This window comes from Agrobacterium pusense (genome assembly GCF_900102105.1).
Classification (GTDB): Bacteria; Pseudomonadota; Alphaproteobacteria; order Rhizobiales; family Rhizobiaceae; genus Agrobacterium; species Agrobacterium pusense.
Map to the genome: position 1 here is coordinate 215,921 of NZ_FNBB01000004.1, position 25,483 is coordinate 241,403.

Annotated in this window: 19 protein-coding genes and 1 pseudogene; 12 read left to right on the top strand and 8 right to left on the bottom strand. The window is 59.4% G+C overall.

Annotation, left to right across the window (positions count from 1 at the left end; all coding sequences use genetic code 11):
- Positions 1-14: 14 nt before the first annotated feature.
- Complete coding sequence (locus BLU28_RS12860; RefSeq protein ID WP_006698604.1) at positions 15-2,444, bottom strand: glucose/quinate/shikimate family membrane-bound PQQ-dependent dehydrogenase; 2,430 nt, start codon at positions 2,442-2,444, stop codon at positions 15-17.
- A 399-nt stretch (positions 2,445-2,843) separates the two neighbouring features.
- On the opposite strand from BLU28_RS12860, the gene BLU28_RS12865 reads away from it, so the two are divergent.
- The 8 genes and pseudogenes from BLU28_RS12865 (at position 2,844) to BLU28_RS12900 (ending at position 12,099) form a co-directional block, all read left to right on the top strand.
- Positions 2,844-3,743, top strand: a complete 900-nt coding sequence (locus tag BLU28_RS12865; RefSeq protein ID WP_022563617.1) for a LysR family transcriptional regulator — start codon at positions 2,844-2,846, stop codon at positions 3,741-3,743.
- 159 nt (positions 3,744-3,902) lie between these two features.
- A complete protein-coding gene (locus tag BLU28_RS12870; RefSeq protein ID WP_034498268.1) occupies positions 3,903-6,191 on the top strand; it encodes an NADP-dependent malic enzyme in 2,289 nt (762 codons plus the stop codon).
- A gap of 224 nt (positions 6,192-6,415) precedes the next feature.
- Positions 6,416-7,015: pseudogene (locus BLU28_RS12875) on the top strand (transporter substrate-binding domain-containing protein); the annotation flags it as partial.
- Between the two features lie 62 nt (positions 7,016-7,077).
- The gene (locus BLU28_RS12880; RefSeq protein WP_006698606.1) at positions 7,078-7,821 is read left to right on the top strand and encodes an amino acid ABC transporter permease; all 744 of its coding nucleotides are present in this window, start codon (positions 7,078-7,080) and stop codon (positions 7,819-7,821) included.
- Positions 7,818-8,600 carry an amino acid ABC transporter permease gene (locus BLU28_RS12885; RefSeq protein WP_006698607.1) on the top strand — a complete coding sequence of 261 codons (783 nt, stop codon included), beginning with the start codon at positions 7,818-7,820 and terminating at the stop codon, positions 8,598-8,600. The genes BLU28_RS12880 and BLU28_RS12885 overlap by 4 nt, the downstream gene beginning before the upstream one ends.
- A 12-nt stretch (positions 8,601-8,612) precedes the next feature.
- On the top strand, positions 8,613-9,410 hold the full coding sequence (locus BLU28_RS12890) for an amino acid ABC transporter ATP-binding protein (RefSeq protein WP_004438459.1): 798 nt from the start codon (positions 8,613-8,615) through the stop codon (positions 9,408-9,410).
- A gap of 4 nt (positions 9,411-9,414) precedes the next feature.
- Positions 9,415-10,761 carry an MmgE/PrpD family protein gene (locus BLU28_RS12895; RefSeq protein WP_077986487.1) on the top strand — a complete coding sequence of 449 codons (1,347 nt, stop codon included), beginning with the start codon at positions 9,415-9,417 and terminating at the stop codon, positions 10,759-10,761.
- Between the two features lie 18 nt (positions 10,762-10,779).
- Positions 10,780-12,099 (top strand): LLM class flavin-dependent oxidoreductase, encoded by a 1,320-nt coding sequence (locus BLU28_RS12900; protein ID WP_022563613.1) that lies wholly within the window; start codon positions 10,780-10,782, stop codon positions 12,097-12,099.
- 81 nt (positions 12,100-12,180) lie between these two features.
- On the opposite strand, the gene BLU28_RS12905 is transcribed toward BLU28_RS12900, so the two are convergent.
- Positions 12,181-13,917: a methyl-accepting chemotaxis protein gene (locus BLU28_RS12905; RefSeq protein ID WP_077986416.1), complete on the bottom strand. Its 1,737-nt coding sequence runs from the start codon at positions 13,915-13,917 to the stop codon at positions 12,181-12,183.
- A 318-nt stretch (positions 13,918-14,235) separates the two neighbouring features.
- On the opposite strand from BLU28_RS12905, the gene BLU28_RS12910 reads away from it, so the two are divergent.
- On the top strand, positions 14,236-15,489 hold the full coding sequence (locus BLU28_RS12910; RefSeq protein ID WP_077986417.1) for an NAD(P)/FAD-dependent oxidoreductase: 1,254 nt from the start codon (positions 14,236-14,238) through the stop codon (positions 15,487-15,489).
- A gap of 50 nt (positions 15,490-15,539) precedes the next feature.
- Here the strand turns inward: BLU28_RS12910 and BLU28_RS12915 are convergent, their stop codons facing one another.
- Together BLU28_RS12915 and BLU28_RS12920 are read right to left on the bottom strand one after the other, a co-directional pair.
- Complete coding sequence (locus BLU28_RS12915) at positions 15,540-16,073, bottom strand: hypothetical protein (RefSeq protein WP_077986418.1); 534 nt, start codon at positions 16,071-16,073, stop codon at positions 15,540-15,542.
- Positions 16,074-16,139: 66 nt separating this feature from the next.
- Positions 16,140-16,364 carry an aa3-type cytochrome c oxidase subunit IV gene (locus BLU28_RS12920; RefSeq protein WP_004438441.1) on the bottom strand — a complete coding sequence of 75 codons (225 nt, stop codon included), beginning with the start codon at positions 16,362-16,364 and terminating at the stop codon, positions 16,140-16,142.
- Positions 16,365-16,776: 412 nt separating this feature from the next.
- Between BLU28_RS12920 and BLU28_RS12930 the strand changes: the two genes are divergently transcribed.
- Together BLU28_RS12930 and BLU28_RS12935 are read left to right on the top strand one after the other, a co-directional pair.
- Positions 16,777-17,316 (top strand): TRAP transporter small permease subunit, encoded by a 540-nt coding sequence (locus tag BLU28_RS12930; RefSeq protein WP_004438438.1) that lies wholly within the window; start codon positions 16,777-16,779, stop codon positions 17,314-17,316.
- 31 nt (positions 17,317-17,347) lie between these two features.
- On the top strand, positions 17,348-18,829 hold the full coding sequence (locus BLU28_RS12935) for a TRAP transporter large permease (protein WP_004438436.1): 1,482 nt from the start codon (positions 17,348-17,350) through the stop codon (positions 18,827-18,829).
- A gap of 368 nt (positions 18,830-19,197) precedes the next feature.
- Here BLU28_RS12935 and BLU28_RS12940 read toward each other — a convergent pair whose 3' ends face one another.
- Positions 19,198-20,295 carry a TRAP transporter substrate-binding protein gene (locus BLU28_RS12940; RefSeq protein WP_003510333.1) on the bottom strand — a complete coding sequence of 366 codons (1,098 nt, stop codon included), beginning with the start codon at positions 20,293-20,295 and terminating at the stop codon, positions 19,198-19,200.
- 293 nt (positions 20,296-20,588) lie between these two features.
- Here BLU28_RS12940 and BLU28_RS12945 point away from each other — a divergent pair, with 293 nt between their 5' ends.
- Positions 20,589-21,344 (top strand): gamma-glutamyl-gamma-aminobutyrate hydrolase family protein, encoded by a 756-nt coding sequence (locus BLU28_RS12945; protein ID WP_077986420.1) that lies wholly within the window; start codon positions 20,589-20,591, stop codon positions 21,342-21,344.
- A gap of 81 nt (positions 21,345-21,425) precedes the next feature.
- On the opposite strand, the gene BLU28_RS12950 is transcribed toward BLU28_RS12945, so the two are convergent.
- From BLU28_RS12950 to BLU28_RS12960, 3 genes are all read right to left on the bottom strand, one after another.
- Positions 21,426-22,457 (bottom strand): ABC transporter permease, encoded by a 1,032-nt coding sequence (locus BLU28_RS12950; RefSeq protein WP_077986421.1) that lies wholly within the window; start codon positions 22,455-22,457, stop codon positions 21,426-21,428.
- 32 nt (positions 22,458-22,489) lie between these two features.
- Complete coding sequence (locus BLU28_RS12955) at positions 22,490-24,031, bottom strand: sugar ABC transporter ATP-binding protein (protein ID WP_077986422.1); 1,542 nt, start codon at positions 24,029-24,031, stop codon at positions 22,490-22,492.
- Positions 24,032-24,267: 236 nt separating this feature from the next.
- Positions 24,268-25,197 carry a sugar ABC transporter substrate-binding protein gene (locus BLU28_RS12960; RefSeq protein WP_077986423.1) on the bottom strand — a complete coding sequence of 310 codons (930 nt, stop codon included), beginning with the start codon at positions 25,195-25,197 and terminating at the stop codon, positions 24,268-24,270.
- Positions 25,198-25,483 lie beyond the last annotated feature (286 nt).

Genomic DNA, 25,483 nt, shown 5'->3' on the forward strand with positions numbered 1-25,483 from the left:
GCGTGACGCAAGCGTCAGCCCGGCAATGCATAGGCGATGACATAGTCGCCACGGTCAGGAGACTGGCGTGCACCGCCAGCGGAGATGACGATATATTGCTTGCCGGTCTTCGGAGACTTGTAGCTCATCGGGCCGCCCTGGCTGCCGACCGGAAGGCGGGCCTTCCAGACTTCCTTGCCGGTCGCCGTATCGAAAGCGCGCAGATAATAATCCTGCGTGCCGGCGATGAAGACGAGACCGCCCTGCGTGGCCAACGTGCCGCCGAGCGTGGGCATGCCGATCGGGATCGGAAGGCCCATCTTGATGCCGAGCGGACCGGTATCCTCGACAGTGCCCACGGGCACCTGCCACTTGATCTTCTGGGTCTTCATGTCGATAGCGGTCATCGTGCCATAGGGCGGGGCCTGGCAGGGTATACCGAGAGCGGACAGGAAACGGTTCTTGTTCACCGCATAGGGCGTGCCCTTCATGGGAACGACGCCCATGCCGGTGTTGACGCTTTCGCCGCCACTCGCGACAGCCTTGGTCGGTGCCGCTTCCTGCATCTGGATCCAGAGACCGAGGCGCATGTCGTTGACGAAGATCGTGTTCGTGGTTGGGTCCGTCGAAAGACCGCCCCAGTTCATGCCGCCGAGCGAGCCCGGGAACGACAGGGAGAGGTCCGTGCCCGGCGCCGTATAAAGGCCCTCATAACGCATGCCCTTGAAGGCAATGCGGCAAAGAAGCTGGTCAAACGGGGTCGCGCCCCACATGTCCGCTTCCGTCAGGGTCTGCGCACCGATCTGCGGCATCCCGACCGAGCGTGGCTGTGTCGGCGCGTAGCGCTCGTTCGGAATATTGGCGGGCTTGACCGGAACTTCTTCAACCTTGGTCAGCGGCTGGCCTGTCGCCCGGTCGAGAACATAGATCTGCGCCGCCTTGGTGCCGAAAACCAGTGCCGGAACAGTGGTTCCATCCGCTTTCGGGAAATCGACGAAGCTTGGCTGCATCGGCACGTCGAAGTCCCAGAGGTCGTTATGAACCGTTTGGTAGACCCATTTTTCGCGACCGGTGGTGGCATCGAGCGCCAGCATCGAAGCACCATATTTATGGTCGAGCGGTGTGCGAGTTGCGCCGTACAAGTCCACCGAAGGGCTGCCGACCGGCATGAAGACGGTGTTCAGCTCCGGATCATAGGACATGGACGCCCAGACGTTGGGTGTGGAACGCGTGTAGGTCTGTCCCTCGGGCGGAAGTCCGGTAATATCAGGGTTGCCAGGGTCGAAGGCCCAGCGAAGCGCGCCCGTCACCACATCGAAACCGCGCATCACACCGCCGGGCATATCGACCTGAACGTTGTCGGCGATACGGCCGCCGACAACGACAGTCGTGCCGGCAAGCGTAGGTGCGGAGGTCAACACATATTGCGGGTCCGGCGCATCGCCGAGACCGATCTTCAGGTCGACGCGGCCATTGGTGCCGAAATCAGGGCAAAACGCGCCGGTGTCGGCATCGAGCGCTATCAGTTCCGCATTGATGGTGTTCATCAGAATGCGACGCTGGCAAAGCGCGCCCTCGGCCACCACCGCCGGGGTAACCGGCGTGGAGCCCGGTGCGGTCGGCTGCTTCAGCGGCGCCTTGGCGTCGAAATAGGCAAGACCGCGGCAACGCATCCAGACGGAAGATTTCGCGTTGATTTCCGTCTTCCACTTTTCTGCGCCGGTATCTGCATCAAGAGCGATGACATTGTTATGCGGCGTGCACAGGAACACGGTGTCGCCAACTTGCAGCGGCGTTTCCTGATCTTCCGCACCATTCGCGCCGGGGCTGATCGGGGTATCGCCGGTGTGGTAGGTCCAGGCGACTTCGAGGTTCTTGACGTTGTCGCGCGTGATTTCATCGAGAGCGACAAAGCGGCTGCCGCCGGATGTATTGCCGTAATGTTCCCAGTTCTTCTGCTCCGTTTCCGGTGTTACGGGCGTCAGGGCTGCGGGTTCACCATTGAAGGCGACGGTGGGGTGCGGCACGAACATGCCGGCAAAACCCGCGCCGGTGGCGATGGCGAGAATGGCGGCAATGGCGAAAGAGGCGCCGTATGCCGGAGCCTTGCCGGCCGCGCGACGCAAGAGAGGATAGGAGAGCGCAACGACAATGGCACCGACGCCCATCGCCAGAAGGCGTGAAATGAGCGGCCAGAAGTGCAATCCGGCTTCCCACACCGCCCAGATGCCGGTGAGGACGAAGACAAGGCCGAAGAGAACCGCACCGGCAGGCTTGCGCAGCAGGATGAGCAGGCCCGAGACGATGAGCGCGATGCCTGCCGTGACAAAATAGAGGCTGCCGCCGAGGGCCACAAGCTGGCCGCCGCCAATGGCGAAGAACAGGCCTGCGGCAACGATGACAGCGCCGAGCACCAACAGCCACAATCTGGCTGGGAGCGATAAAGAAGTTGCTGGATTACCCATGAAAGAATGTCCGGTTAGAAGAGCTGCCCCAAAAGGCTGAAGCCCGGTGATTGTTCAGCGTCCGGCGAAGCCGGGACAGCCTGCGGCCGCAATGGCCAGGCGAAGATGCGCCGAAGGCGGCGCGGCTGAACGGGGAACAATGGTGGGGAAGACTTCCGTCGTGACTGTCATGCTTGACCCATTCACTGCAGGTAACCGCCGGCCCCATGGACGGCGGGCAAGATGCTTGAACAAATCCTCCCCGGTTTCTCCCATCAAGGCCTGCAAAGCGGCAAAGACGATCAAAACACTGGCTGCGGTATAACGTCGCCTGCGACAAGATGACAATGCGCAAGCTGGGCAATTTCGATAAGCTATGCTTATATCACATTACACCTGACAAAACAAAGAAATCTCCCGATGGATATTCGTCAACTCACGATATTCGTGGAAGCGGCAAGGGCGAGGAACTTTCGTGCCGCAGCCCTGCAGCTCGGCATTGCCCAGCCCGCCGTCACCCAGCGCATTCGACAGCTGGAGGAAAATCTGGGCTTCAAGCTCTTTCACCGCATCAATCGCGGTGTGGAACTTACCCCGGCCGGTCAGTCCATGCTCATCGAGGCGGAAGAAATCCTTGCACGAACCAAAAGTGCGCTGGAAAGGGCGCAGCAGATCCGCCGCGGCCAGCTCGGCACGCTGCGCATCGGTTACGGCACGAGTGTCATGGCCGAGCGTAAACTACCCGCGCTCATTACCCGCTATGGTGAAGAGTACCCAGACGTGACGCTTGAACTGTTGCCCGGCATGACAATGGAACAGCTGATCGAGCAGGTGACGACCCGCGAGACCGACGTTGCCTTCATCCGCGCGCCTCTTCCCACGCTGCCGCAGACCTTGCGAACCATTCCGTTCGACCGCTCGAGGCTTTGCGTCGCTTTGCCGGAACGTCATGTACTCGCCAATCGCCCGCAGGTTTCCGTCAGCGATATCCTGCACGAAAAACTGCTGCTGCCGGTTGACGAGATTGGCCTCGGCCTCAGCAGCAGCGCGCTTTCGCTTTTCGAAGATGCCGGCTGCACGCCGCAAGTCGGCATGCGCATCGCCAACGTCAATACGATTCTCGCGCTCGTGGAGGCCGGTGCAGGCATTTCCATCCTGCCGGAAAGCACGGTGCTTTCCGCAAGGGGCACTGCCGCCGTGTCACTCGATAGCGCGGAGGCATGGTCCGACTGCGTACTGCTCGTCAGGCGCGGCGCGCTTGCCCTGCATGTCGAAGCCTTCGTAAATATGGCCCGCCGAGCCTACAGACTGAGCCTTTGACAAGCAGGACGCGGAATTAATCGATTGAATCGGCCGCAAATTTCATCCCGCTTAAATTTGCTGCACTGAACAACATTCAAGGCTTGGCAGGCGCGCGAAAAATACAATAACAACGGCGGATATTTTACATTGTTATAGACACGAAAGCACACACAGCCCATGTCCGACACGACCAAGCCCGCCAGCACAAGAACATCGGTTACGGATCAGGAAGCCCTGGATTTCCACGCGGAAGGCAGGCCGGGCAAGCTGGAAATCACCCCGACGAAGCCGATGGCAACACAGCGGGATCTGTCGCTCGCCTATTCGCCCGGCGTGGCCGTGCCGGTGAAAGCCATCGCCGAAAATCCGGCGACCGCTTACGATTATACGACACGCGGCAACATGGTGGCCGTCATCTCCAACGGCACCGCGATCCTCGGGCTGGGCAATCTCGGCGCGCTGGCCTCGAAGCCGGTCATGGAAGGCAAATCGGTCCTCTTCAAGCGTTTCGCCGATGTCGATTCCATCGATCTCGAGGTCGATACCGAAGACGCCGATGAGTTCATCAATTGCGTGCGTTACCTCGGCCCCTCTTTCGGCGGCATCAATCTGGAAGACATCAAGGCACCCGAATGTTTCATCATCGAAAGCCGCCTGCGCGAATTGATGGATATCCCCGTATTCCATGACGACCAGCACGGCACCGCCATTATTGCCGCCGCCGGCCTCATCAACGCCATCGAACTGACCGGACGTGACTTCAAGACCACCAAGCTCGTCTGCAACGGCGCGGGTGCGGCCGCAATCGCATGCATGGACCTCATCAAGGCCATGGGTTTCAACCCGGAAAACATCACGCTCTGTGATACCAAGGGCGTCATCTATCAGGGCCGCACCGAGGGCATGAACCAATGGAAATCCGCGCATGCGGTGAAAACCGACAATCGCACGCTGGCGGAAGCCATGAAGGGTGCTGACGTGGTGTTCGGCCTCTCACAGAAGGGCGCGTTCAGCGAAGAAATGATCCGCTCCATGGCGCCGAAGCCGATTATCTTTGCAATGGCCAATCCCGACCCGGAAATCACCCCGGAAGAAGTGTCCCGCATCCGCGATGACGCCATCATGGCGACGGGACGTTCCGACTATCCGAACCAGGTCAACAACGTCCTCGGCTTCCCCTATATCTTCCGCGGCGCGCTCGATGTGCGTGCCCGCCAGATCAACGATGCCATGAAGATCGCCGCCGCGCAGGCGCTGGCGGATCTCGCCCGCGAAGACGTGCCTGACGATGTGGCCGCCGCCTATCAGGGCAACCGCCCGCGTTTCGGACCGCAATATATCATTCCGGTCCCGTTCGATCCGCGCCTGATCTCCGCCATTCCTGTCGCCGTGGCAAAAGCCGCTATAGAAACCGGCGTCGCCCAGCGCGAAATTCCCGATCTCGACGCCTATGCCCGTGAGCTTTCGGCCCGTCGTGATCCGATGGCCTCGACCACGCAACGCCTTTACGAGCGTGTGCGTCGTTCGCCCAAGCGCGTGGTCTTTGCCGAAGCGGAAGAAGAACAGGTCATGCGCGCGGCGATTTCGTTTACCGCTCAAGGGCTTGGTACCGCCATCCTGCTCGGCCGTGACGATATCATCAAGGCCAATGCGGAGCGTGCCGGTATCGATCTCGACCGCGCCAATATCGAAATTACCAATGCCCGCCTCTCCAGCCGGGTCGATGCCTATATCGATTACCTCTATGCGCGGCTGCAGCGCGGCGGCTTCCTGCTGCGCGACGTGCAGCGCCTGATCCACAACGACCGCAACCACTTCGCCGCCTGCATGGTGGCGATGGGCGATGCGGACGCGGTGGTAACGGGCGTGACGCGCAATTATTCGACGGCGCTGGAAGATATCCGCCGTTGCATCAACACCAAGCCCGGCCATCGCGTCATTGGCGTATCCCTCGTTGTCTCGCGCAACCGCACCGTCTTCGTGGCCGACACGGCCGTGCACGACATGCCGAATGCCGAGGACCTTGCCGATATCGCCGAGGAGGCAGCCGGCCTCGCCCGCCGTTTCGGTTACGAGCCGCGCGTTGCCATGCTCGCTTATTCCACCTTCGGCCAGCCGGTCGGCGAACGCTCCGACAAGGTGCGCGAGGCGGTGAAAATTCTCGACAAGCGCAACGTCAATTTCGAGGTCGATGGCGAAATGTCGGCGGATGTGGCGCTGAACCATCACCGCATGCAGAGCCAGTATCCCTTCGCGCGCCTTTCCGGCCCCGCCAATGTGCTGGTCATGCCCGCCATCCATTCCGCCTCCATCTCCACCAAGATGCTGCAGGAATTGGGCGGTGCGACCGTCATCGGCCCTCTCCTCGTCGGCCTCGACAAGTCGGTGCAGATAACCTCGATGGGGGCCAAGGACAGCGATATCGTCAACATGGCAGCAATCGCGGCCTATAATGCCGGACGATAATTGAAAGGCAGTGCGGCTTGCTTCTCGCCTCTTGGTTGAAACAAGCCGCACACCACTAAAACCTAAAGAACAAGATTCTACTATTTTAAATTATTAGGATATTTTTTCTGCCTGACAACATTATTGGAACTCGTTTCTATTCATAGTATTTTTTGCGCAATGCCAATTCTCGCTCTCTGCAAGTCCGTCATGTAGGTTCCAGCCACAAGCAAAAGGAAATACCCATGGCCTTCTCCCTCCCCAAGTTTGCCGCGAAACTCATCGCCGGAACCGTTGTCATCGCCTCGCTGGCAACCACCGCTCACGCGGATGCAACGCTTGACCGCATCAAGGGTCGCGGCAAGCTCACCGTCGGCGTCATTCTTTCCGGCGCGCCTTTTGGTTTTATCGATCCAAAAACGCAGGAGCAGAAGGGCCTCAACATCGACGTCGCCAAGGCGCTCGCCGCAGGTCTCGGCGTTGAACTGGTGACTGAGACCGTGACCCCGCCAAACCGCGTGCAGTTCCTGCAGCAGGGGAAGGTCGATATTCTTATCGCCAACATGCAGTACACCGAAGAACGTGCGAAAACGCTCGACTACGTGCCCACCCCCTATGACCGTCAGGGCGGCGCCGCCATCGGTCGAAAAGACTCTGGCATCAAGGACTGGTCCGACCTGAAAGGCAAGATCGCCTGCGTGTCTCAAGGTTCCAACTACACTCAGCCGCTGATCGAGCAATATGGCGCGCAGGTAAAGGCGCTGCCGAGCCAGCCGGAATCGCTGCTGGCGCTGAAGGGTGGCAATTGTGATGTGTCCGTTCACGTCAACGGCACGCTGAGCCTGAATGGCAGGCCATTCTGGCGCCGCCCGCGTGGCGGCACCCGCAATAACAGCATGGATTTCCAATGCAGGATTCATTTACAGCGCGCTTCATAGAACTGGCCGCGCATCTTGGCCTCAACTATGATTTTCTGAACAGCGGCTATGAGGTTCAGATCTGGCTCGACGGCATGAAGATGACGCTGATCCTCGTTGCCGTCACCTTGCCGCTCAGCCTCGTCTTCGGCTTCATTTTCGCGGCAATGCTCACATCCGGGAGGACCTGGCTTGCCGGTCCTGTGCGCGCCTATGTGGAACTGACGCGCAACACGCCGACGCTGGTACAGCTGATGTGCGGTTTCCTCGTGCTCAACATGCTGATTTCCAATGCGCTGGGTGGCGCGCAGAACAATCCGCTGACACCGTTTTTCTGGGTCGTTGCGGTCACGGGACTGCACATTGCCGCCTTCCATGCCGAAGCGCTGCGTGGCGGCATCGAGGCGGTGCCCGGCACCACAATCGAGGCAGCGCGTGCAATCGGTTTCAGTTCCTTCGAGATTCTGCGTTATGTGGAGTTTCCGCTGGCGATCCGCACAGCGCTGCCCTCCATCATCAACAATCTCGTCAATCTGGTGAAGCTCACCACGGTCGGCTCTGCAATCGCCGTGGGTGAGATCACCTATGCCTCCATCCTGATCTGGACGCAGCGCGACAATGTGGTCGAGCTGATGATCGTTATCCTCGTTTTCTTCAGCGTCATCAATTTCATCGTCGCAAGGGCCGGTCTCTGGCTTGAACGGCGTCTTGCGGTTCCGGGGTTCGGTCAATGAGTGCGGTGGTTTCTCCAACACGGGCGGTGAAGAAGCCGCCTTTCGGCACCATTCTGCTGCTGGGCGTCCTGGTTGCCGTCATCCTGTGGCTGGTCCTCGATCCGTCGCTCGGCCAGGTGCTGCTGGAATGGCTGCCCTATCTCGCCAAGGGTTTCGCCATGAATGTGCTGATAAGCATTCTGGCGATCGCCATCGGCACATTTATCGGCGTTCTTCTCGGCATCATGGAGCTTGCGCCCTACCGTCTGGTTCGCGCACCGGCACTGACCTATGTGCAGATTTTCCGCAATGCCCCGCATCTGGTGCTGATCTTTGCCGCGACTTACATCTTCCCCTTCGAGATCGTGGCCTTTGGCAACTACATTCCTTTTCCGGACTGGATCAAGGCGGTTGTGGGCCTTGCCATTCCCGCCAGCGCCCATATCGCCGAAATCACCCGCGGCGCCATCCAGTCCATTCCGACAGCGCAATGGGAAGCCGCTCAGGGGCTGGGCTTTTCGCGCAACCAGACCCTGCGCTGGATCATCCTGCCGCAATGCATAAAACGCTCCCTGCCGCCGTGGATGAACCTCTACGCATCGATCACCATGGGCACGGCGCTCGCCTCGCTGGTCGGCGTGCATGAGCTTCTTCACGCCGCGACCGACGCCAGCACCGCCGTGCAGCGCAACGATTTCACCGTGGTGGTCTATCTCACCGTTCTGATGGCGTTCTTCCTGTTCTGCTATCCCGTCTCCCGTTTCACGCAGCGCCTCGAGCGGCGCTTCGCTTCCCGCTGATTGGAACAAGCCATGTCCGCATCCATCGCCCAAAACGCCCAGCCGCTTGTTGAACTCGAAGCAATCCATCTTGCTTTTGGTGACAACCAGGTTCTGAAAGGCATTGATCTCACCGTCAACAAGGGGGACGCCGTCTCCATCATCGGTCCTTCCGGCTCCGGCAAGTCCACCATCCTGCGCTGCATCAACGGCCTGCTCATTCCGCAATCGGGCAAGATCACCGTTGGCGGCACGCGAGTAGACCAGCTTAAAACCGAGGCCGAGCGCATCGCGCTGCGCAAGCGGATCGGCATCGTGTTCCAGCAGTTCAACCTCTTCCCGCATCTGACGGTGATGGAAAACATCACCATCGCGCCGATCAAAATACTTGGTACGCCAAAAACGGAAGCGGAGCGCCATGCCCGCGAATTGCTGGAAAAGGTCCGCCTGTCCCAGAAGGTCGATGCCTATCCCGGCCAGCTTTCCGGCGGCCAGCAGCAGCGCGTGGCGATCGCCCGCGCGCTCGCCATGCGGCCGGAGCTGGTGCTGTTCGATGAAGTCACCTCGGCACTCGATCCCGAAACGGTTGGGGAAGTGCTCGCCGTCATCCGCGACCTCGTCAACGACGGCATGACGAGCATTCTCGTTACCCACGAAATGCGCTTTGCCGAAGAAATCAGCGACAAAATCGTCTTCACCGAAAACGGCCTGATCGTCGATCAGGGCACGCCGGAGCACATATTCTACAAGTCGACCAATCCGCGCATCAACGCCTTCGTCAAGGGTCTCGGCGGACAGGGCGCGCGCGTGAATGACGGCGAAGGGATCTGATGCCATGGTCGCGGAGGAAAAACTCACACTTCTTCTTGCCGGAGCCATTGCCGCTTCCGATCCGCTACACGATGAAGAGGCGGTCACCATTGCCCGCACGGCACTGATCGATTTCTTTGCCTGCGTGCTGGGCGGCGCTGCCGACAGGAGCACGAAAATCCTGATCGACACCTTCACGTCAGGCACGCAAGGCGCAGCCGGCATCGTCGGCCACGATCTGCGTACGGATGCCTTCACTGCCGCCCTTATCAACGGCCATGCCGGTCACGTGCTTGATTACGACGACGTCCATGGCAGTGTGCGCGGCCACCCCACCGTCGCCATTGTTCCAGCCCTACTGGCTGTTGCGGTCGAGGAAGGCTCGACGGCGGATGCATTCATCGCCGCCTATATCGTCGGGCTGGAAACCATGGCCCGCACTGGCCTGTCGCTCGGCACCAGACATTACGAAAATGGTTTCCACGCCACCGCCACACTTGGCCCCATGGGTGCCGCGGCCGCGATCGCTCATCTCCTGAAATTCGATCCGCAGACAACGGCCGTGGCGCTCGGCCTCGCCGCCACGCAATCGGCCGGGCTTCGCCTGCAATTCGGTTATGACGCCAAGCCGCTCCATGCGGGGCTTGCCACGCGTGCCGGCCTCACCGCAGCACGGCTGGCACGATCCGGCTTTCAGGGCGCGCCGGATTTTCTGGAAAATTCCATCGGCTTTTATTCGGCCTTCGCCTTCGGCGCCGAGCAGCCGAAGCGTGTTCTCTCCGGCTGGGGCGCACCCTGGCAGATCGTCTCGCCGGGCCTAACCCTCAAGGCCTTCCCGTGTTGTACCGCGGCACACCCCGTCGCCGTGGGCGCGCTGGCGCTGCGCAGCACCCATGAGCTGCAGCCGGAAGAAATCGAGGCGGTCACCATCACCTTCCCGCCCGGCGGCGATGCCGCGCTTGTCGGCCCTGCCACGCCCGCAACCGGCATAGACGCGCGCTTCAGCCCCGAATATGTCTTCGCTGCGGCGCTGACGGATGGGTCACTGGGGATCAGCCATTTCGACGAACGCCCGGCACGCGCCGACCTGCTCGGCCTTTCCGCGAAAGTCTCGCGCCGGCATGACGAGACCGCTCGCCGCCTGTCGCCAGACCCAACCACCCGTTTCGTGGTGATAGATGTCACGAAGAAGGATGGTACGGTGCTATCGCGCCGCGTCGACGGGCTTCCCGGCATTGATGACCCGGCCGAAAAATTTGCCGACGCGACCGGCGGCAGTGAAAAATTCGCCGGCATCCCGGCCTTGGTGCGGTCCATGAAAACCGCAGCCGACCTCAGGAAGCTCGAAATGCTTCTGGTATCGCCAATATAACTCGACTGACATGAAGGCATGATTCCCATGACCACCACGACCCGCAAAAGACAGATGCATCTCGGCCTTTTCCTGCAGGGTGCCGGACACCACGTTTCCGGCTGGCGTCACCCCGATGCGGAGGCCGGCAGCGAAAACCTCGATCTGCTCACCCGCGTGACGAAAATGGCCGAAGCGGCAAAGTTCGACATGGTATTCCTCGCCGACGGGCTGACCAGCGGCGTCGACGCCCATCCTTCGATGATCGCACGTTTCGAGCCGTTGACCCTGCTTGCCGCGCTGGCAATGGTGACCGAGAAGATCGGGCTGGCCGCAACCGCCTCCACCACCTATGGCGAGCCCTATCACACCGCTCGCGCCTTCGCCTCCATAGACCATTTAAGCCATGGTCGAGCGGCCTGGAACATTGTCACCACCTCTTACGCACGGACGGCAGCGAATTTCTCCAAGGACCACCCCGAGCATGACGAGCGTTATGCGGTGGCGGAAGAATATGTGAACGTCGTTCGCGGCCTTTGGGACAGCTGGGATGACGACGCCTTCATCAAGGACAAGCAGGCGGGCCGCTACGTCGATCCCGAGAAAGTCCATGTTCTCAACCACGAAGGCAAATATTTCACCGTCAAGGGACCGCTCAACATTCCGCGCTCGCCGCAGGGCCATCCGGTTCTCATCCAGGCCGGTTCCTCCGGACCGGGTCAGGATCTCGCCGCACGCACCGCCGATATCGTCTTCACCGCCCAACAGGCAATTTCCGAAGCGCAAGCTTTCTACACGAGCCTGAAGGCGCGCGTCGAAAAATTCGGCCGCGATCCCGCCAGCGTTGCCGTGATGCCCGGCTTCATGCCGATCATCGGCAGGAGTTTCGAGGAGGCGAGTGAAAAGCTGAAGGAACTGAACCGCTGGACGGACATCAAGAGCGCGATGCCGCTGCTCGAAGAACGCATCGGCCACAGCCTGGCCGACTATGATCTCGACGGCCCGTTGCCCGAACTTCCCATCTCCGACCAGTTGCGCAGCCGCGCCGAGTTGCTGACCGAGCTGGCACGGCGCGAAAAGCTCACGATCCGAGAACTGGCGCTGCGCGTCGCGGCCGGCCGTGGCCACCATATCGTCATGGGAACGGCGAGTGACGTTGCCGACAGGATGCAGCAATGGTTCGAGAACGGCGCAGCCGATGGCTTCAACGTCATGCCGCCCTTCTTCCCCGGCGGGCTGGAGGAGTTTAATCGCGAGGTGGTACCGCTCTTGCAGGAACGCGGCCTGTTCCGCCGGGAATATGAGGGCTCCACATTGCGCGACCACCTCGGCATCACGCGCCCGGCCTTGCGGGGTTAACCGCGCGCAGATGCCCTATCAAGGGCATCCGTATCAATTGATGATCAGCAATAAGCGGGGGCCGGCGAAAGCCGGCTCCCTTCATGCTGCTGCGCGCCCGACCTCCTGATCGTGCCGAGCAGCAGTCGAAAAATCAGACCGTATTGAGGCACCATCCTCACGCTGAACCGTGCGGCGGTTCAGTTTGAACAGGCTGACAAGCTGGGCTAATGCATCCGCACCCTGCGCGAGCGTGGTGCTGATTACGGTGGTGCGTGCGCTCATGGCGGCATTTTCCTGCGTCATCCGGTCCAGCCGGTTGACCGCCTTGTTGATCTCACTGATGCCGACAGCCTGCTCGTCCGCTGCCTTGGCGATCATGTCAACGTTGCCGTCAATATGCCTGACCAGCGCGTCGATCTGCTTCAGCGCTTCGCCCGTTTCACCCACGAGCCTTACCCCTTCAAGGACCTCGCTGCCGGAATTGTTGATCAGCGCCTTGATTTCCTTGGCGGCACCAGCGGAACGCTGCGCAAGCTCGCGCACCTCCTGCGCCACCACGGCAAAGCCCTTGCCGGCTTCACCCGCGCGGGCGGCTTCCACGCCCGCATTCAGCGCCAGCAGGTTGGTCTGGAAGGCGATCTCATCGATAACACCAATGATCTGACTGATTTCCCGCGATGCTGTCTCGATGCGCTGCATGGCATTGACCGTACGCTCAACGACCTCGGTCGAGGCCGCGGTGGATGTGCGTGCACTGTGAACCAGCTTGCGGGTCTCTTTCATGTTTTCCGTGGATGAACGAACCGTCGCCGTGATTTCCTCCAGTGCCGCAGAGGTTTCTTCCAGCGCTACGGCCTGTTCGCGCGAACGTTCGGCCAGATTGACGGAAGCCTCGCTGACTTCCTGGCTGCTGCGGGTCAGATCGCCCGTCTGGCCGAGAACATTTTCCAGCGTCTTCTGGAATTCCGCGATGGACTTGTTGAAATCGCGCCGCAGGCTCTCAAATTCACCCACGAAGGGTTTGTCCAGCGTGACGCGGATGTTGCATTGGGAGAGCCGCTCAAGCGCCGCGCCAAGCTCCTCCACCGCATGCATGCGGTCCGTCACGTCGAAGGCAAACTTCGCCACCTTCAAGACACGGCCCTGCTCATCCAGTATCGGATTATAGGACGCCTGGATGAAAACGCGTTTGCCGTCCTTGCCGAGCCGCATGAACTGCCCGGCAGAGAAACGGCCGCTCCTCAGCTCCTGCCAGAAATCACGATATTCCTGGGACTGGGCATAAGCTGGCTCACAGAACATCGAATGATGCTTGCCTACAATTTCCTGCGCCGTGTAACCAAGCGCCGCGAGGAAATTCTCGTTGGCGCTGAGGATCTTCCCATCTGGTGTAAATTCGATCATGGCCTGCGCGCGGGAGAGAGCAGCCAGCTTGCCGTCATCTTCCATGCTCTTGCGCTTGATCACGGTGATATCGGTTGCAACCTTGACGATCTTGTAAGGTTTACCGAAACGAAAGACGGGATTATAGGAAGCTTCGATCCAGATTTCGTCGCCGTTTTTTGCCCGGCGCCGATATTGACCCTGATCATATTCGCCGCGCGAGAGTTTCGCCCAGAACGCGTTGTATTCCGCATTGGCAGCGTCTTCGGGAGCGACAAACATGCTGTGGTGCCGTCCGATGATTTCGGACTGCTGATAACCCACCGCTTTGCAGAAATTATCGTTCGCCTTCAGAATTTTCCCGGTCAGATCGAATTCGATGATGGCCTGCGAACGGTTCAGGGCGTCAAGTACCGCAGATGCATCCAGACCGAGTTTGGAAAAGTGAGACATGCCTTTAAAACCCCCAAATTAACCGCTGCGCAGACCCACTGCCCCTCCGAATGAGAAGGGATGAACATGGATGGGCCTGACTGCACGCGAAACTAGCCAGACACTGTTAAATAGCGATTAATAATGGCTCATAACTATCTAAGCCGCGACCTAGCCGATGGGCAAAACGCACTGATGTGCATGGCGGCCTCCCCCACCGCGGAACCGCTTATTTGCCACAGTGCTGATATTTCTATCGCCGCAGCGTGATGCGACCTTTCATACCCTCTGCATTCATTGTTATGGCGGGCTTGAGAGATTTGTATTGCAGGAGCGCCGATGCCCAAAACCCTGAAATGCGACGTGCTGGTGGTCGGCACCGGCATTATCGGTTCCATGGCAGCGCTTTATCTGCAGAATGCCGGGCGTGATGTCGTGCTTCTTGAGCGTGGCGATATCTCCCGCGGTGCGAGTTCCGGTAATGCCGGTATATTGGCCTTTCCGGAAATCATCCCCATTCCCGCGCCCGGTATCATGAAAAAAGCCCCGCGCTGGCTTTTTGATCCGCTCGGACCTCTCAGCGTGCCGCCGGCCTATGCACCGAAGATCGCCCCGTGGCTTTGGCGTTTCTGGCGCGCCAGCGCCGAACGCAGTTTCCGTCATGGGCTGAAATCACTCATGGAAATCAACCGGCTGGCCGCCATCGAAATGGCCCACATCGCTGCCATGCCCGAGCTCTCGTCCTTCATCTCAAAAACCGGCACGCTTGATATCTATGATAGCGAGGCGAGCCTCAACGCCGCCCGTAGGGATTGGGACGAAAAGGAAAAAGCCGGCTTCGCATTCCAGCGCGTTGACCGCAACGAAATCGAAGAGCTGCAGCCGGGCCTGGCGCCGCAGTTCCGCCATGCGGTGTTTTCGGCGGATGGCCTGCAGGTCTCCGATCCCTATGATTTCACCCGCGCCATATTTGATCTTGTGATCTCACGCGGAGCCAGCCTTCGCAAAGGCGAAGCTCAGCGCATCGACGCAGTGGGCGAAAGTACGATCGTCACGCTGGAGAACGGCGACAAGATCGACGCCGACAAAGTGGTGATCGCCTGTGGAGCATGGTCCAAAAAACTCGCGGCGACGCTTGGCAACATCGTGCCGCTGGAAACGGAACGAGGATACAACACGACCCTGCCTGTCGGTGCCTTCAACCTGACACGCCAGCTTTATTTCAACGACCACGGCTTCGTTGTGACCCCCTTGTCGACGGGCATCCGCGTCGGCGGCGCCGTCGAACTCGGCGGGCTGGACCTGAAGCCGAACTTCCGCCGCGCGGAAGCCATGTTGAAAAAAGCGGAACGTTTCCTTCCCGGCCTCAAACTGGAAGGCGGACGGCAATGGATGGGGTTCCGCCCCTCCATGCCGGACTGTCTTCCCGTCATTGGTACAGCGCGGACGACACCCTCCGTTATCTACGCCTTCGGCCACGGTCATTTGGGGTTGACCCAGTCGGCAGCCACAGCCCGGCTGGTGACGCAGATGGCAAACGGCGACGAAACGTCCATCTCGGTCGATCCCTTCCGCCCGGGACGGTTTTCCTGAAATGGGGTAGCACTGGCGACGCCACGGCCCGGCCTCGCCAGCAATACGGGTTATTTCACCGTCTGCGTGGAATCGTCAGGGAATTCCACCGTCGCGAAGGACGGGTAGACCTTTCGCAGGATGGTCACCTGCTGCTGATCGCTCACCCGGAGCAAATACCAGTCCGAACCGTCGATCAGCGCCAGCGTGTGGGACTTCGCCTCCATGGTCTGACCGCCGGTTTCCATCACGGTTTTTGTCGGAATGAGCGCATACGGCGTGCCATCCGGCGTCTCAGTCAGGCTGACCGCCCGCGCGTCCATGGTGAATTCGGTTATCTTGACCGCCGCGAGCGCCATCTGCATCTGCGCCGTCAAGGCGCTCCGCAACTGCTCCACAGTGACACCCGCATCACTGGCGATGAACTCGAAGATTTTCGGCGGCACAGTCTTGCCGACCGTTTCGAAATCCTGCGCATTCAGGGCGGCGCTGAAACGCTCAATCTGGGCACGCAGCCTCTCCTGCTCGGCAGGAGAGAGATCACGCGCGGAGACGGGACATGCAACCGCAATCAACAGAAACAGACAGGATAAAAGGCGTTTCATACCCGGCCTTCCCGGTTGTCCGGCAGAACCCTTGCCCGTAAGGGCAACAGCCCGCAAACGGTTCGATCAGCGCAGCAGAACGAACCCGGCCGCCGACAGAACGAGAAAGACAACGAGACCGCCAAGGAAGCCCGCGGATGTGAAAAAACCGGCAACCATGGCCAGCATCAGCACGCACAGCATCATGGTGCCGTATTTGGTCAAGGCCAGAAAACCGTTATAGGTCTTTTCGTGTTCGGCGTAGTTCATTTCAGCGCCAAGTTCGACCGGACCTGTATGGTGTTCGCTCATTCCACTTCCCCTTTGCTCCATCCGTCATTCCCGTCCTGCGGGGAAATCTGCCCCGCGGACGATCACGGGCCATGCCGGATTCTCCGGTGCCAGAGGTAACATGAAGTGGTCGAAAAGCGCAATGCGTTCCGCACGAAAGTGTCACGCCGCCATCCGTCGGACCGGCTCTCAAGGACAATACTTGCCTTCCGGCAACATTCTTTCGTTAATAGTTGAAAAGGGCCACCGTTCTTGCTCTTTGCGTGCGGTTTCGGTTGCTTTTCGAACCGCCTGCCCATACACGGATTCTGTGGGGAGGAACTCCGGAACCGATGGTGCGGACGCGCGTGGAGGCGCGGCCGTTGCAGGGGTATCGGGCTTTGCTCTCCGCCATAAACCCGCAAAGGGCCCGGCAAGGGAAGAGGGGAAAGTCATGAAATCGCTTCTAAAAATAAGTGCGTTGATAGATTCTGCGAGCGAGGCACTGGGCAAGGTCGCCGGTTATCTCGTGCTCATCTGCTGCCTCGTCAGCGCCGGTAACGCGATGGTCCGTTACGCCTTGAACTACAGCTCCAACGGCTGGCTCGAAATCCAGTGGTACATGTTCGCCTTCATCGTGCTGATCGGCGCTTCCTATACGCTGCGCATGAACGAGCATGTTCGGGTCGACATCATCTATGGTGCGATTTCGCCACGCAGCCGCATCTGGGTGGATATTATCGGCATTGTGCTGTTCCTGCTGCCCGGCTGCCTTTATCTAGCCTGGCTGTCCTGGCCCATGTTCACGCTGTCCTGGAATCAGGGCGAAATGTCTTCCAATGCCGGCGGCCTAATCCGCTGGCCCGTGAAACTAATCATCTTCGCCGGTTTCGCCCTTCTGGTTCTTCAGGGGTTTTCCGAACTCATCAAGCGCATAGGCGCCCTCAACGGGCTTTATGCGCTCGATACGAAGTACGAAAAACCCCTGCAATGATCGCGCCGATCTGAACCTTCAGGATATTCTCATGTTTGAATACGGTATTCTTCCGCCACTGATGTTCATCGGCATGATTATCTTCATGCTTTACGGATTTCCGGTGGCTTTCTCGCTTGCCACCGTCGGCCTCGTTTTTGGCGTCATCGGCATCTTCACCGAGCATTTTTCACCGGCTTTTCTTCAGGCCCTGCCCCTGCGCATCTTCGGCATCGTTTCGAACGACCTTCTGCTGGCTATTCCCTTCTTCACCTTCATGGGCGCTATTCTGGAGCGTTGCGGCCTTGCGGAAGACCTGCTCGAAGGAACGGGGAAGCTTTTCGGTGCTATCCCGGGCGGACTTGCCTATGCCGTCATCATTGTCGGCGCGATCCTGGGCGCGATCACCGGCACGGTTGCGGCCTCGGTCATCACCATGGGCGTCATCTCGCTGCCCATCATGCTGAAATACGGCTATAATCCGCGACTTGCCACCGGCGTCATCGCCGCCTCGGGCACGATCACACAGGTCATTCCGCCCTCGCTGGTGCTGATCGTCCTTGCCGACCAGCTCGGTAAATCCGTGGGCGACATGTATCTCGGCGCGATCGGTCCGTCGATCCTGCAGGTGGCGATCTTCATGCTCTTCATCCTGCTGATGTCGATCGTTCGGCCGAAGGATCTTCCGGCTTTGCCGCCGGAGGCACGCGGTGAGCTTAACCGGGCGCTGGTGTTGCGTGTGCTGGCGGGCATGATCCCCTCCATCGTGCTCATCTTCCTCGTGCTCGGCACCATCTTTCTCGGCCTCGCAACACCGACGGAAGCCGGAGCGCTCGGCGTTGTCGGCGCGATGGCGCTGGCGGCGGCACATCGGCGGCTCAGCTGGGACCTCGTCAAGCAGGGAATGCATTCCACCATGCACATCACGTCGATGGTGGTGTTCATCCTGGTCGGCGCGACCTGCTTTTCGCTCGTTTTCCAAGGCATGGATGGTTCGCTTTGGATCGAGCACATGTTGTCGGGCATTCCGGGCGGTCCTATCGGCTTCCTGATCTTCGTCAACATCTTCATCTTCTTCCTCGCCTTCTTCCTCGATTTCTTCGAAATCGCGTTCATCGTCATTCCAATGCTGGCGCCGATAGCCCAGTCGCTCGGCATTGACCTCATCTGGTTCGGCGTGCTGATCTGCATCAACATGCAGACAAGCTTCATGCACCCGCCTTTCGGATTTGCATTGTTCTACCTGCGTTCCATCGCGCCGCGCACCGTCAAGACATCGGATATCTACATGGGCGCCATTCCCTGGCTCGGCATGCAGCTCATCCTCGTCGCCATCGTGATATTCTGGCCGGAATCCGTCACCTACTGGATAGACAAGGCTCCCGACGTCGATCTGAACTCCATCAAGATCGAGGTGCCCGCCTTCGGTAATCAGGGTGGCAACACCATGCCCAATTTCGGCTTGCCAGGAGGCCAGCCAGGAGGAATGCCGGGCATGCCAAATCTGGGCGAGCCGCCGAAGATCGGGCCTTGACAGGCATCCTGTAAGGGCGCGGAAACGCCTGTGATTGCGAAGACGGGGTACGCCCCCGCCTTCCGTTCATTCTCTTTAGAAACGGACCCGGGCAGTCACTATACTGCCTGTCCGGTTCTTCTTGATGACGAATGCAACGCTCAGCGTTTTCCACATCGCGTCACGTCCACAATTGAGACCAATGGCCGGGGCTGGGGGCGCCGATCTCAGCCGGCACTCCGGCTGGTCGCCCATCCTGCGATTGTGCTCTGAAGGACCCGATCATAATCCATCCTTTGTTGTCGAATGCATAAGGGTACGCGCACAACAAAAACCCCGGAGACCGAAATCTCCGAGGCCTTTGCCCGGTCCGCCGCCGTTACTGAATATCAGAGCTTGCCGTTACGCTGCTGGATCATCATGAAAGTATCGAAGGTGTATTCCGCCAGCTGCATCCACAGATAGCCTTCGCGCTTGAAGGCGACCTGGTCCTCGTAAATCTTCTTGAAGTCCGGATTGGAAGCCGAAATATTGGCGTATACCTCAAGGGCCGCCTTATAGCACGCTTCCAGAATTTCCTGGCTGAAGGGTCTGAGTACCGCGCCTTCAGAAACGAGCTGCTTGATGGCAATCGGGTTTTTGGCGTCGTATTTCGCCATCATGCTGGTATTGGCGAAGGCGCAGGCGTCCTGCAGCGCCGTCTGATAGTTCTTGGGCAGGCTGTTCCACTTGTCCAGATTGACAAAGGAGTGAATGACCGGGCCGCCTTCCCAGAAGGCCGGATAATAATAGTATTTTGCGACTTTCTGAAAACCGAGCTTGTGGTCGTCATAAGGGCCGACCCACTCGGCGGCGTCGATGGTGCCCTTTTCCAGCGCCGGATAGATATCACCGCCGGCGATCTGCTGCGGCACGACACCAAGCTTTTCAACCACTTTGCCGGCAAGGCCGGCAATGCGCATCTTAACGCCTTTGAAATCGTCAACCGTGTTGATCTCCTTACGGAACCAGCCTCCCATCTGCGCGCCGGTATTGCCCGAAATCATGCCGTAGAGGTTATGTTTGGCGTAGAATTCATTGAGCAGTTTGTTGCCGTTGCCTTCATAGAACCACGAATTGGTCAGGCGAGCATTCAGGCCAAAGGGTATGGCCGTCCCGATCGCAAAGGTCGGATCCTTGCCGACATAATAATAGGAGCAGGTATGGCACATTTCCACAGTGCCTGACGATACGGCATCGGCCGCCTGCAATCCGGGAACGATTTCCCCGGCGGCAAAGGGCTGGATGGTAAAATTGCCGTCGGTGGCGGCAGCGACGTGCTTCGCAATATCCTCGGCACCGCCATAGATCGTATCAAGCGATTTCGGAAATGACGACGTCAGGCGCCAGTTGATCTTGGTATTCTGCTGCGCAATAGCGGGCGCGGCAAGGGCTGCAGTGGCTGCTCCCGCGAGCGCACCTTTTTTCATGAAGGAACGGCGATCCATCTATATCCTCCCAGATATGAACGCTGCCTGCAGCTTTGAATTCCCCTCGTTGCTGTTCAGGCATTGTAGCGAAGTAAGCACGGTTATCGCCCGACTGACAAGCACCCGCACCAAGAATTAATCGCGGAAAAACGCCGTGTTTCCGGGAATTTTCTTCGCATTTTATATTCAACTGAAATATCTCGGCATCGCCTTATACTTTAGGCGCATGCCGGATCAGCAGGAGGCAAAGGCATGCTTGACTTGGTTCGCCGGCGGTCGCACATATTTCGAAGATTCGTTCCGGAGCCGCCATGCCAAAACCCATCATCGCCGTCCCCGCCGACATAAGGCATTTTACCGGAGCCGACTGGCACGCCGCGCAGAACCAGTATGTTTCCGCCGCCCTGAAAGTGGCTGGTGTCATGTCCTTCATCGTGCCGGCCTTTGAGGACGGAAACGACGTGGACGCCATTCTCGACCGGGTGGATGGCCTGCTCGTCTCCGGCTCCGCCACCAATGTGCACCCTTCCCTCTACGGAAAGGAGGCGCGGGAGAGCGACGGTCCGTTCGACCAGGCCCGCGACGCCACCAGCCTGCCGCTCATTCGCCGTGCGATCGAGCGCGGCATTCCGATGCTGGCCATCTGCCGAGGTATACAGGAACTGAATGTGGCGCTGGGCGGAACGCTGGCGTCCGAAATTCAGGAGCGGCCGGGCATATGGGACCACCGCAAGCCGGAACATGACGACCGCGACGTCGCCTTTGCCATCCGCCAGCCTGTGCATGTGCGCGAAGGCTCCTGCATTGCACAGCATCTCGGCATGTCGGGCGAAATCCAGATCAACTCGCTGCACAGGCAGGCCATTGCCGAAACCGCGCCGCGCCTGCAGGTGGAGGCGACGGCCGCCGATGGCACAATAGAGGCGGTGTCTGTCATTGACGCAAAAGGATTTGCTGTCGGGGTGCAATGGCATCCAGAATACTGGGCCGAGACGGACGCGCCCTCCCGCGCCCTGTTCGAGGCCTTCGGCAAAGCCGTCCACGACTATCGAAACAGCAAAGCATGAGCCGCTGCTGATCCCCTCGCCGCATGAGGACACAAAAAAGGGGCAAGCCTGAAGGCCTGCCCCAAGGTCTGGGAGGAGGATTTAACGCTTGGCGCGTTTCTTCTGCCGGTAGACGTCGGCGACGACGGCCGCCACGATGATGAGACCTTTGACGATCTCCTGATAGTAGGCGTCCACTCGGAGGAAGGTGAAGCCCGATGTCATGACGCCGAGAATGATCGTACCGATTACCGTTCCGGTGATGCGGCCGGCGCCGCCGGATAGCGAGGTGCCGCCGATGACGGCCGCAGCGATGGCGTCAAGTTCATACATCACGCCCATGCCGGCCTGCGCGGTCTGAGCGCGGGCAGCGGTGACAACACCGGCAAGACCGGCGAGCATTCCGGCAATGGCATAGACCTTGATCAGATGTGCCTCGATATTGATACCGGATACACGTGCAGCCTGCTCATTGGCACCGATTGCATATGTGAACTTGCCATAGCGGGTGTAACGCAGCGCGACGTGGAAAATGATTGCCACGAGCAGGAACACCACGACTGGCCAGATGCCTGTGCCAATGAAATTGAAGCCGTCGGTCAGGCCGGAGATCGGCTGACCCTTCGTATACCACTTGGAAATGCCGCGCGCGGTCACCATCATGCCGAGAGTGGCAATGAAGGGCGGGATTTTCGTGCGGGCGATGAGCTGCCCATTGATGAAACCGGCCAACATGCCGGCGAGAATGCCGACAGCAAGCGGGATGATGAACGGCAGGTCGGTGAGCCCAGGATAAAGGGCCCGCGGCCAGGTTGAGGACTGCGCCATGCTGGCGGACAACATCGCCGTGAGGCCGACGACCGACCCGGAGGACAGATCGATGCCGCCGGTAATGATGACCTGCGTCACACCTACGGCTATGATGCCGATCACGGAGACCTGCAGGATCATGATGGTCAGTCGCTGCTGGTTCATCAGGAAGCTCTGGCCGATGAATATCCAGCCGAGAATCTCGTAAATCAGCGCTATGCCGATCAGAATGAAGAAAATATTGGCTTCCGGCGGTATGCGCCGGTGCGGTTTGCGTCCGGATTTGGCATGCAGCTCCGGAGTGGCGGCGGCGTTGCTATTCATATCTGTTCCTCCTCGAGAAATCCCGGCGCGCCTCACCGCGATGCGAGATCCATCACCTTAACCTGCGTGGCTTCACTTCTATCAAGGAAGCCGGTCACCCGACCTTCATGCATGACCATGATGCGGTCGCTCATTCCCAGAACCTCCGGCATTTCGGAGGAAATCATGATGACGGCGACGCCCTGGCGCGCCATCTCACAAACGAGCTTGTGAATTTCCGCCTTGGCGCCCACATCGATGCCGCGCGTCGGCTCATCGAGGATCAGAATGCGCGGCTTGGTCAGCATCCAGCGACCGATCAACACTTTCTGCTGGTTGCCGCCCGAAAGATTTTCGATGCGCTCGTAAAGATGCGGGGTTTTCACCCTCAGCTTGCGGCACATTTCCTCGCAGGCGTCCGACAACGCGTTTTCCTGCACGAAACCATTGGCGACATATTTGTCCTGCAGAACGGCGATCTGCATATTTTCCAGAATATTCAGGATCAGCAGACATCCCGTGTCCTTGCGATCCTCGGTCAGAAACGCCATGCGATGACGAATGGCTTCCGTCGGGCTGGTGACTGAAACGGGTTTGCCATCGATGCTGATTGTCCCGGAAGACGCGGGCGTCACACCGAAGACTGTCTCTGCAACATTGGAACGACCGGAACCGACCAGGCCCGCGACGCCGAGAATTTCACCGGCGCGAACGTCGAAGGAAATATCGTGGAACACGCCATCAAGCGTCAGGTTCTTGACCGACAGGACAACGTCGCCGATAGGAACCTCTTCCTTCGGGAACATCTGCGTGATCTCGCGGCCCACCATCATACGGATGATGTCGTCGCGCGTTACATCGGTAGAGGCATGCGTGCCGATATATTCCCCGTCCCGGAAAACAGAGAACTCGTCGGCGATTTCGAATAGCTCGTTCATCTTGTGGGTGATGTAGACGATGCCGATACCGCGTTCCCTGAGATCGCGAATGATGCGGAAGAGATGCTCCACCTCGCGCTCCGTCAGCGCGGATGTCGGCTCGTCCATGATGAGAACGTCGGAATCGTAGGAAACCGCCTTGGCAATCTCGACCATCTGACGGCTGGCGACGGAAAGCTCACCGACCCGCGTTTCCGGATCGAGATCGATACCGAGGCGATCCAGCAGGGCTTCGGTACGGCGGTACATCTCGCCATGATCGATAAGGCCCAGCCGGTTCTTGGGTTCCCGTCTGATCCAGATATTTTCCGCGACCGTCATGTAAGCCATCAGGTTCAATTCCTGATGGATCATGGCAATACCGTTTTCCAACGCATCAAGCGGGGAATCGAGACGAATGTCGGCGCCTTTCAGGCGGATTTCGCCGCTGTCTGGCTGGTAGATGCCAGCCAGAATCTTCATCAGCGTCGATTTTCCAGCGCCGTTCTCGCCCATCAGCGCGTGCACGGTGCCGCGCCTTAGCTTGAACTGCACATCATCGAGCGCCACCACGCCGGGAAATTCCTTGCGTATGCCTTCGACGGCGAGAAGGTATTCCGCATTCGGCACGGCGCCGCTGGCGCGCACGGCGGCCATTGTCGATGGACTGACGACCATCTCATCCTCCACAATAGACAAAATTGACCGGAAACAGGCTTCGCCCAATGGCGCACCTTGCCTCCGGGGAGGCTTACAGCGCCATGTCGACCACAACATGCAGGGCGCTGCAACACTTTGAATTCACTGGAATTCAATCACGATCCCCTCATGCGCCGAAGCTTGTTCGGCGCCGTCGGGAACCGGCATCTGCCTCCAATATCAATCTGAACGGCGCAGATGCCGGAAGGCGGCCACTAGTTCTTGGCCACGTAGTCCTTGACGTTTTCAGGCGTGACGAGCTGGAAGGGGATGTAAACCTTCTTCTCGACCTTCTCGCCCTTGACGAGCTTCAGCGCGGCATCAAGTGCGCCCTTGCCCTGGCCTGCCGCATCCTGGAAGACCGTGGCGTCGAGATCGCCCGCCTGCATGGCGGCGAGAGCATCCTGCGTGGCGTCCACACCGGCGACGACATAATCCTTCATGTCCTTGCCAGCAGCCTTCAGAGACTGAATGGCGCCGATCGCCATTTCGTCGTTATTGGCGATGACGGCGTTGAACTCGATGCCGCTCGACAGCCAGTTGGTCACGAGGTCGGAACCCTGCGTGCGCTGCCAGTTGGCAGTCTGCTCTTCAACCACGGAGATGCCTTTGCAATCGTCGGTTTTCAAGACATCCTTCGCAGACTGCGTGCGCATGCGCGCCGCCTGGTTCGAGAGCTCGCCCATCATGATGACGGCATTGCCCTTGCCACCGAGGAGGCGGCAAACCTCTTTCGCCTCAAGCGTACCAGCCACCGTTTCGTCGGAGGCGACAAACGCCTGTCCGTCCGGCAGGCTGTCGACGTTCACCGGCTGGCGGTTGACGTAAACGAGCGGAATCTTGGCGTCGGCTGCGAGCTTGGACATGGCCGCTGTCGCATCCGTGTCCACAGGGTTGACGATGATTGCGTCGACCTTGGAAGCGATGAAGTTCTGGATCTGGCTCTGCTGCTTGGCGACGTCGTTCTGCGCATCCTCGACCTGCAGGGTGACGCCCTTCAGCTCCTTGGAATAATCCTGCATGCCATTGCGCAGCACGGTCAGGAAGTTGTCGTCAAACAGCGCCATCGAGACACCTACGGTCTCCGCATTGGCCGCCGTGCCGAGAAGCACAGACATAGCTGCGCCGATGATAAATTTCTTCATTGTTTTCTCCTCCGTGGCGTCCGGCGCCGCCTCTCCCAGCCGGAGGCGAACCCGAAAGCCCGCCGCAACCTCCTCACATCAGAAAACGGAATAATGAAACCGATTTTCTGTCTGTTCGATATATTTATTCCATTTTTGGTTCGAACGTCAATGTTTTCTTCGCAGCCCCGCAGCGGAGTGGTGCACAAGGCTGTGATGATGGGAAATTGCGGAGAAAGCGCCTTCCGGATCGCATAGCCGTGGAAGATGCAGAGGCTCGCTCGGCCTCGTTCCCAACCGGGAGGCC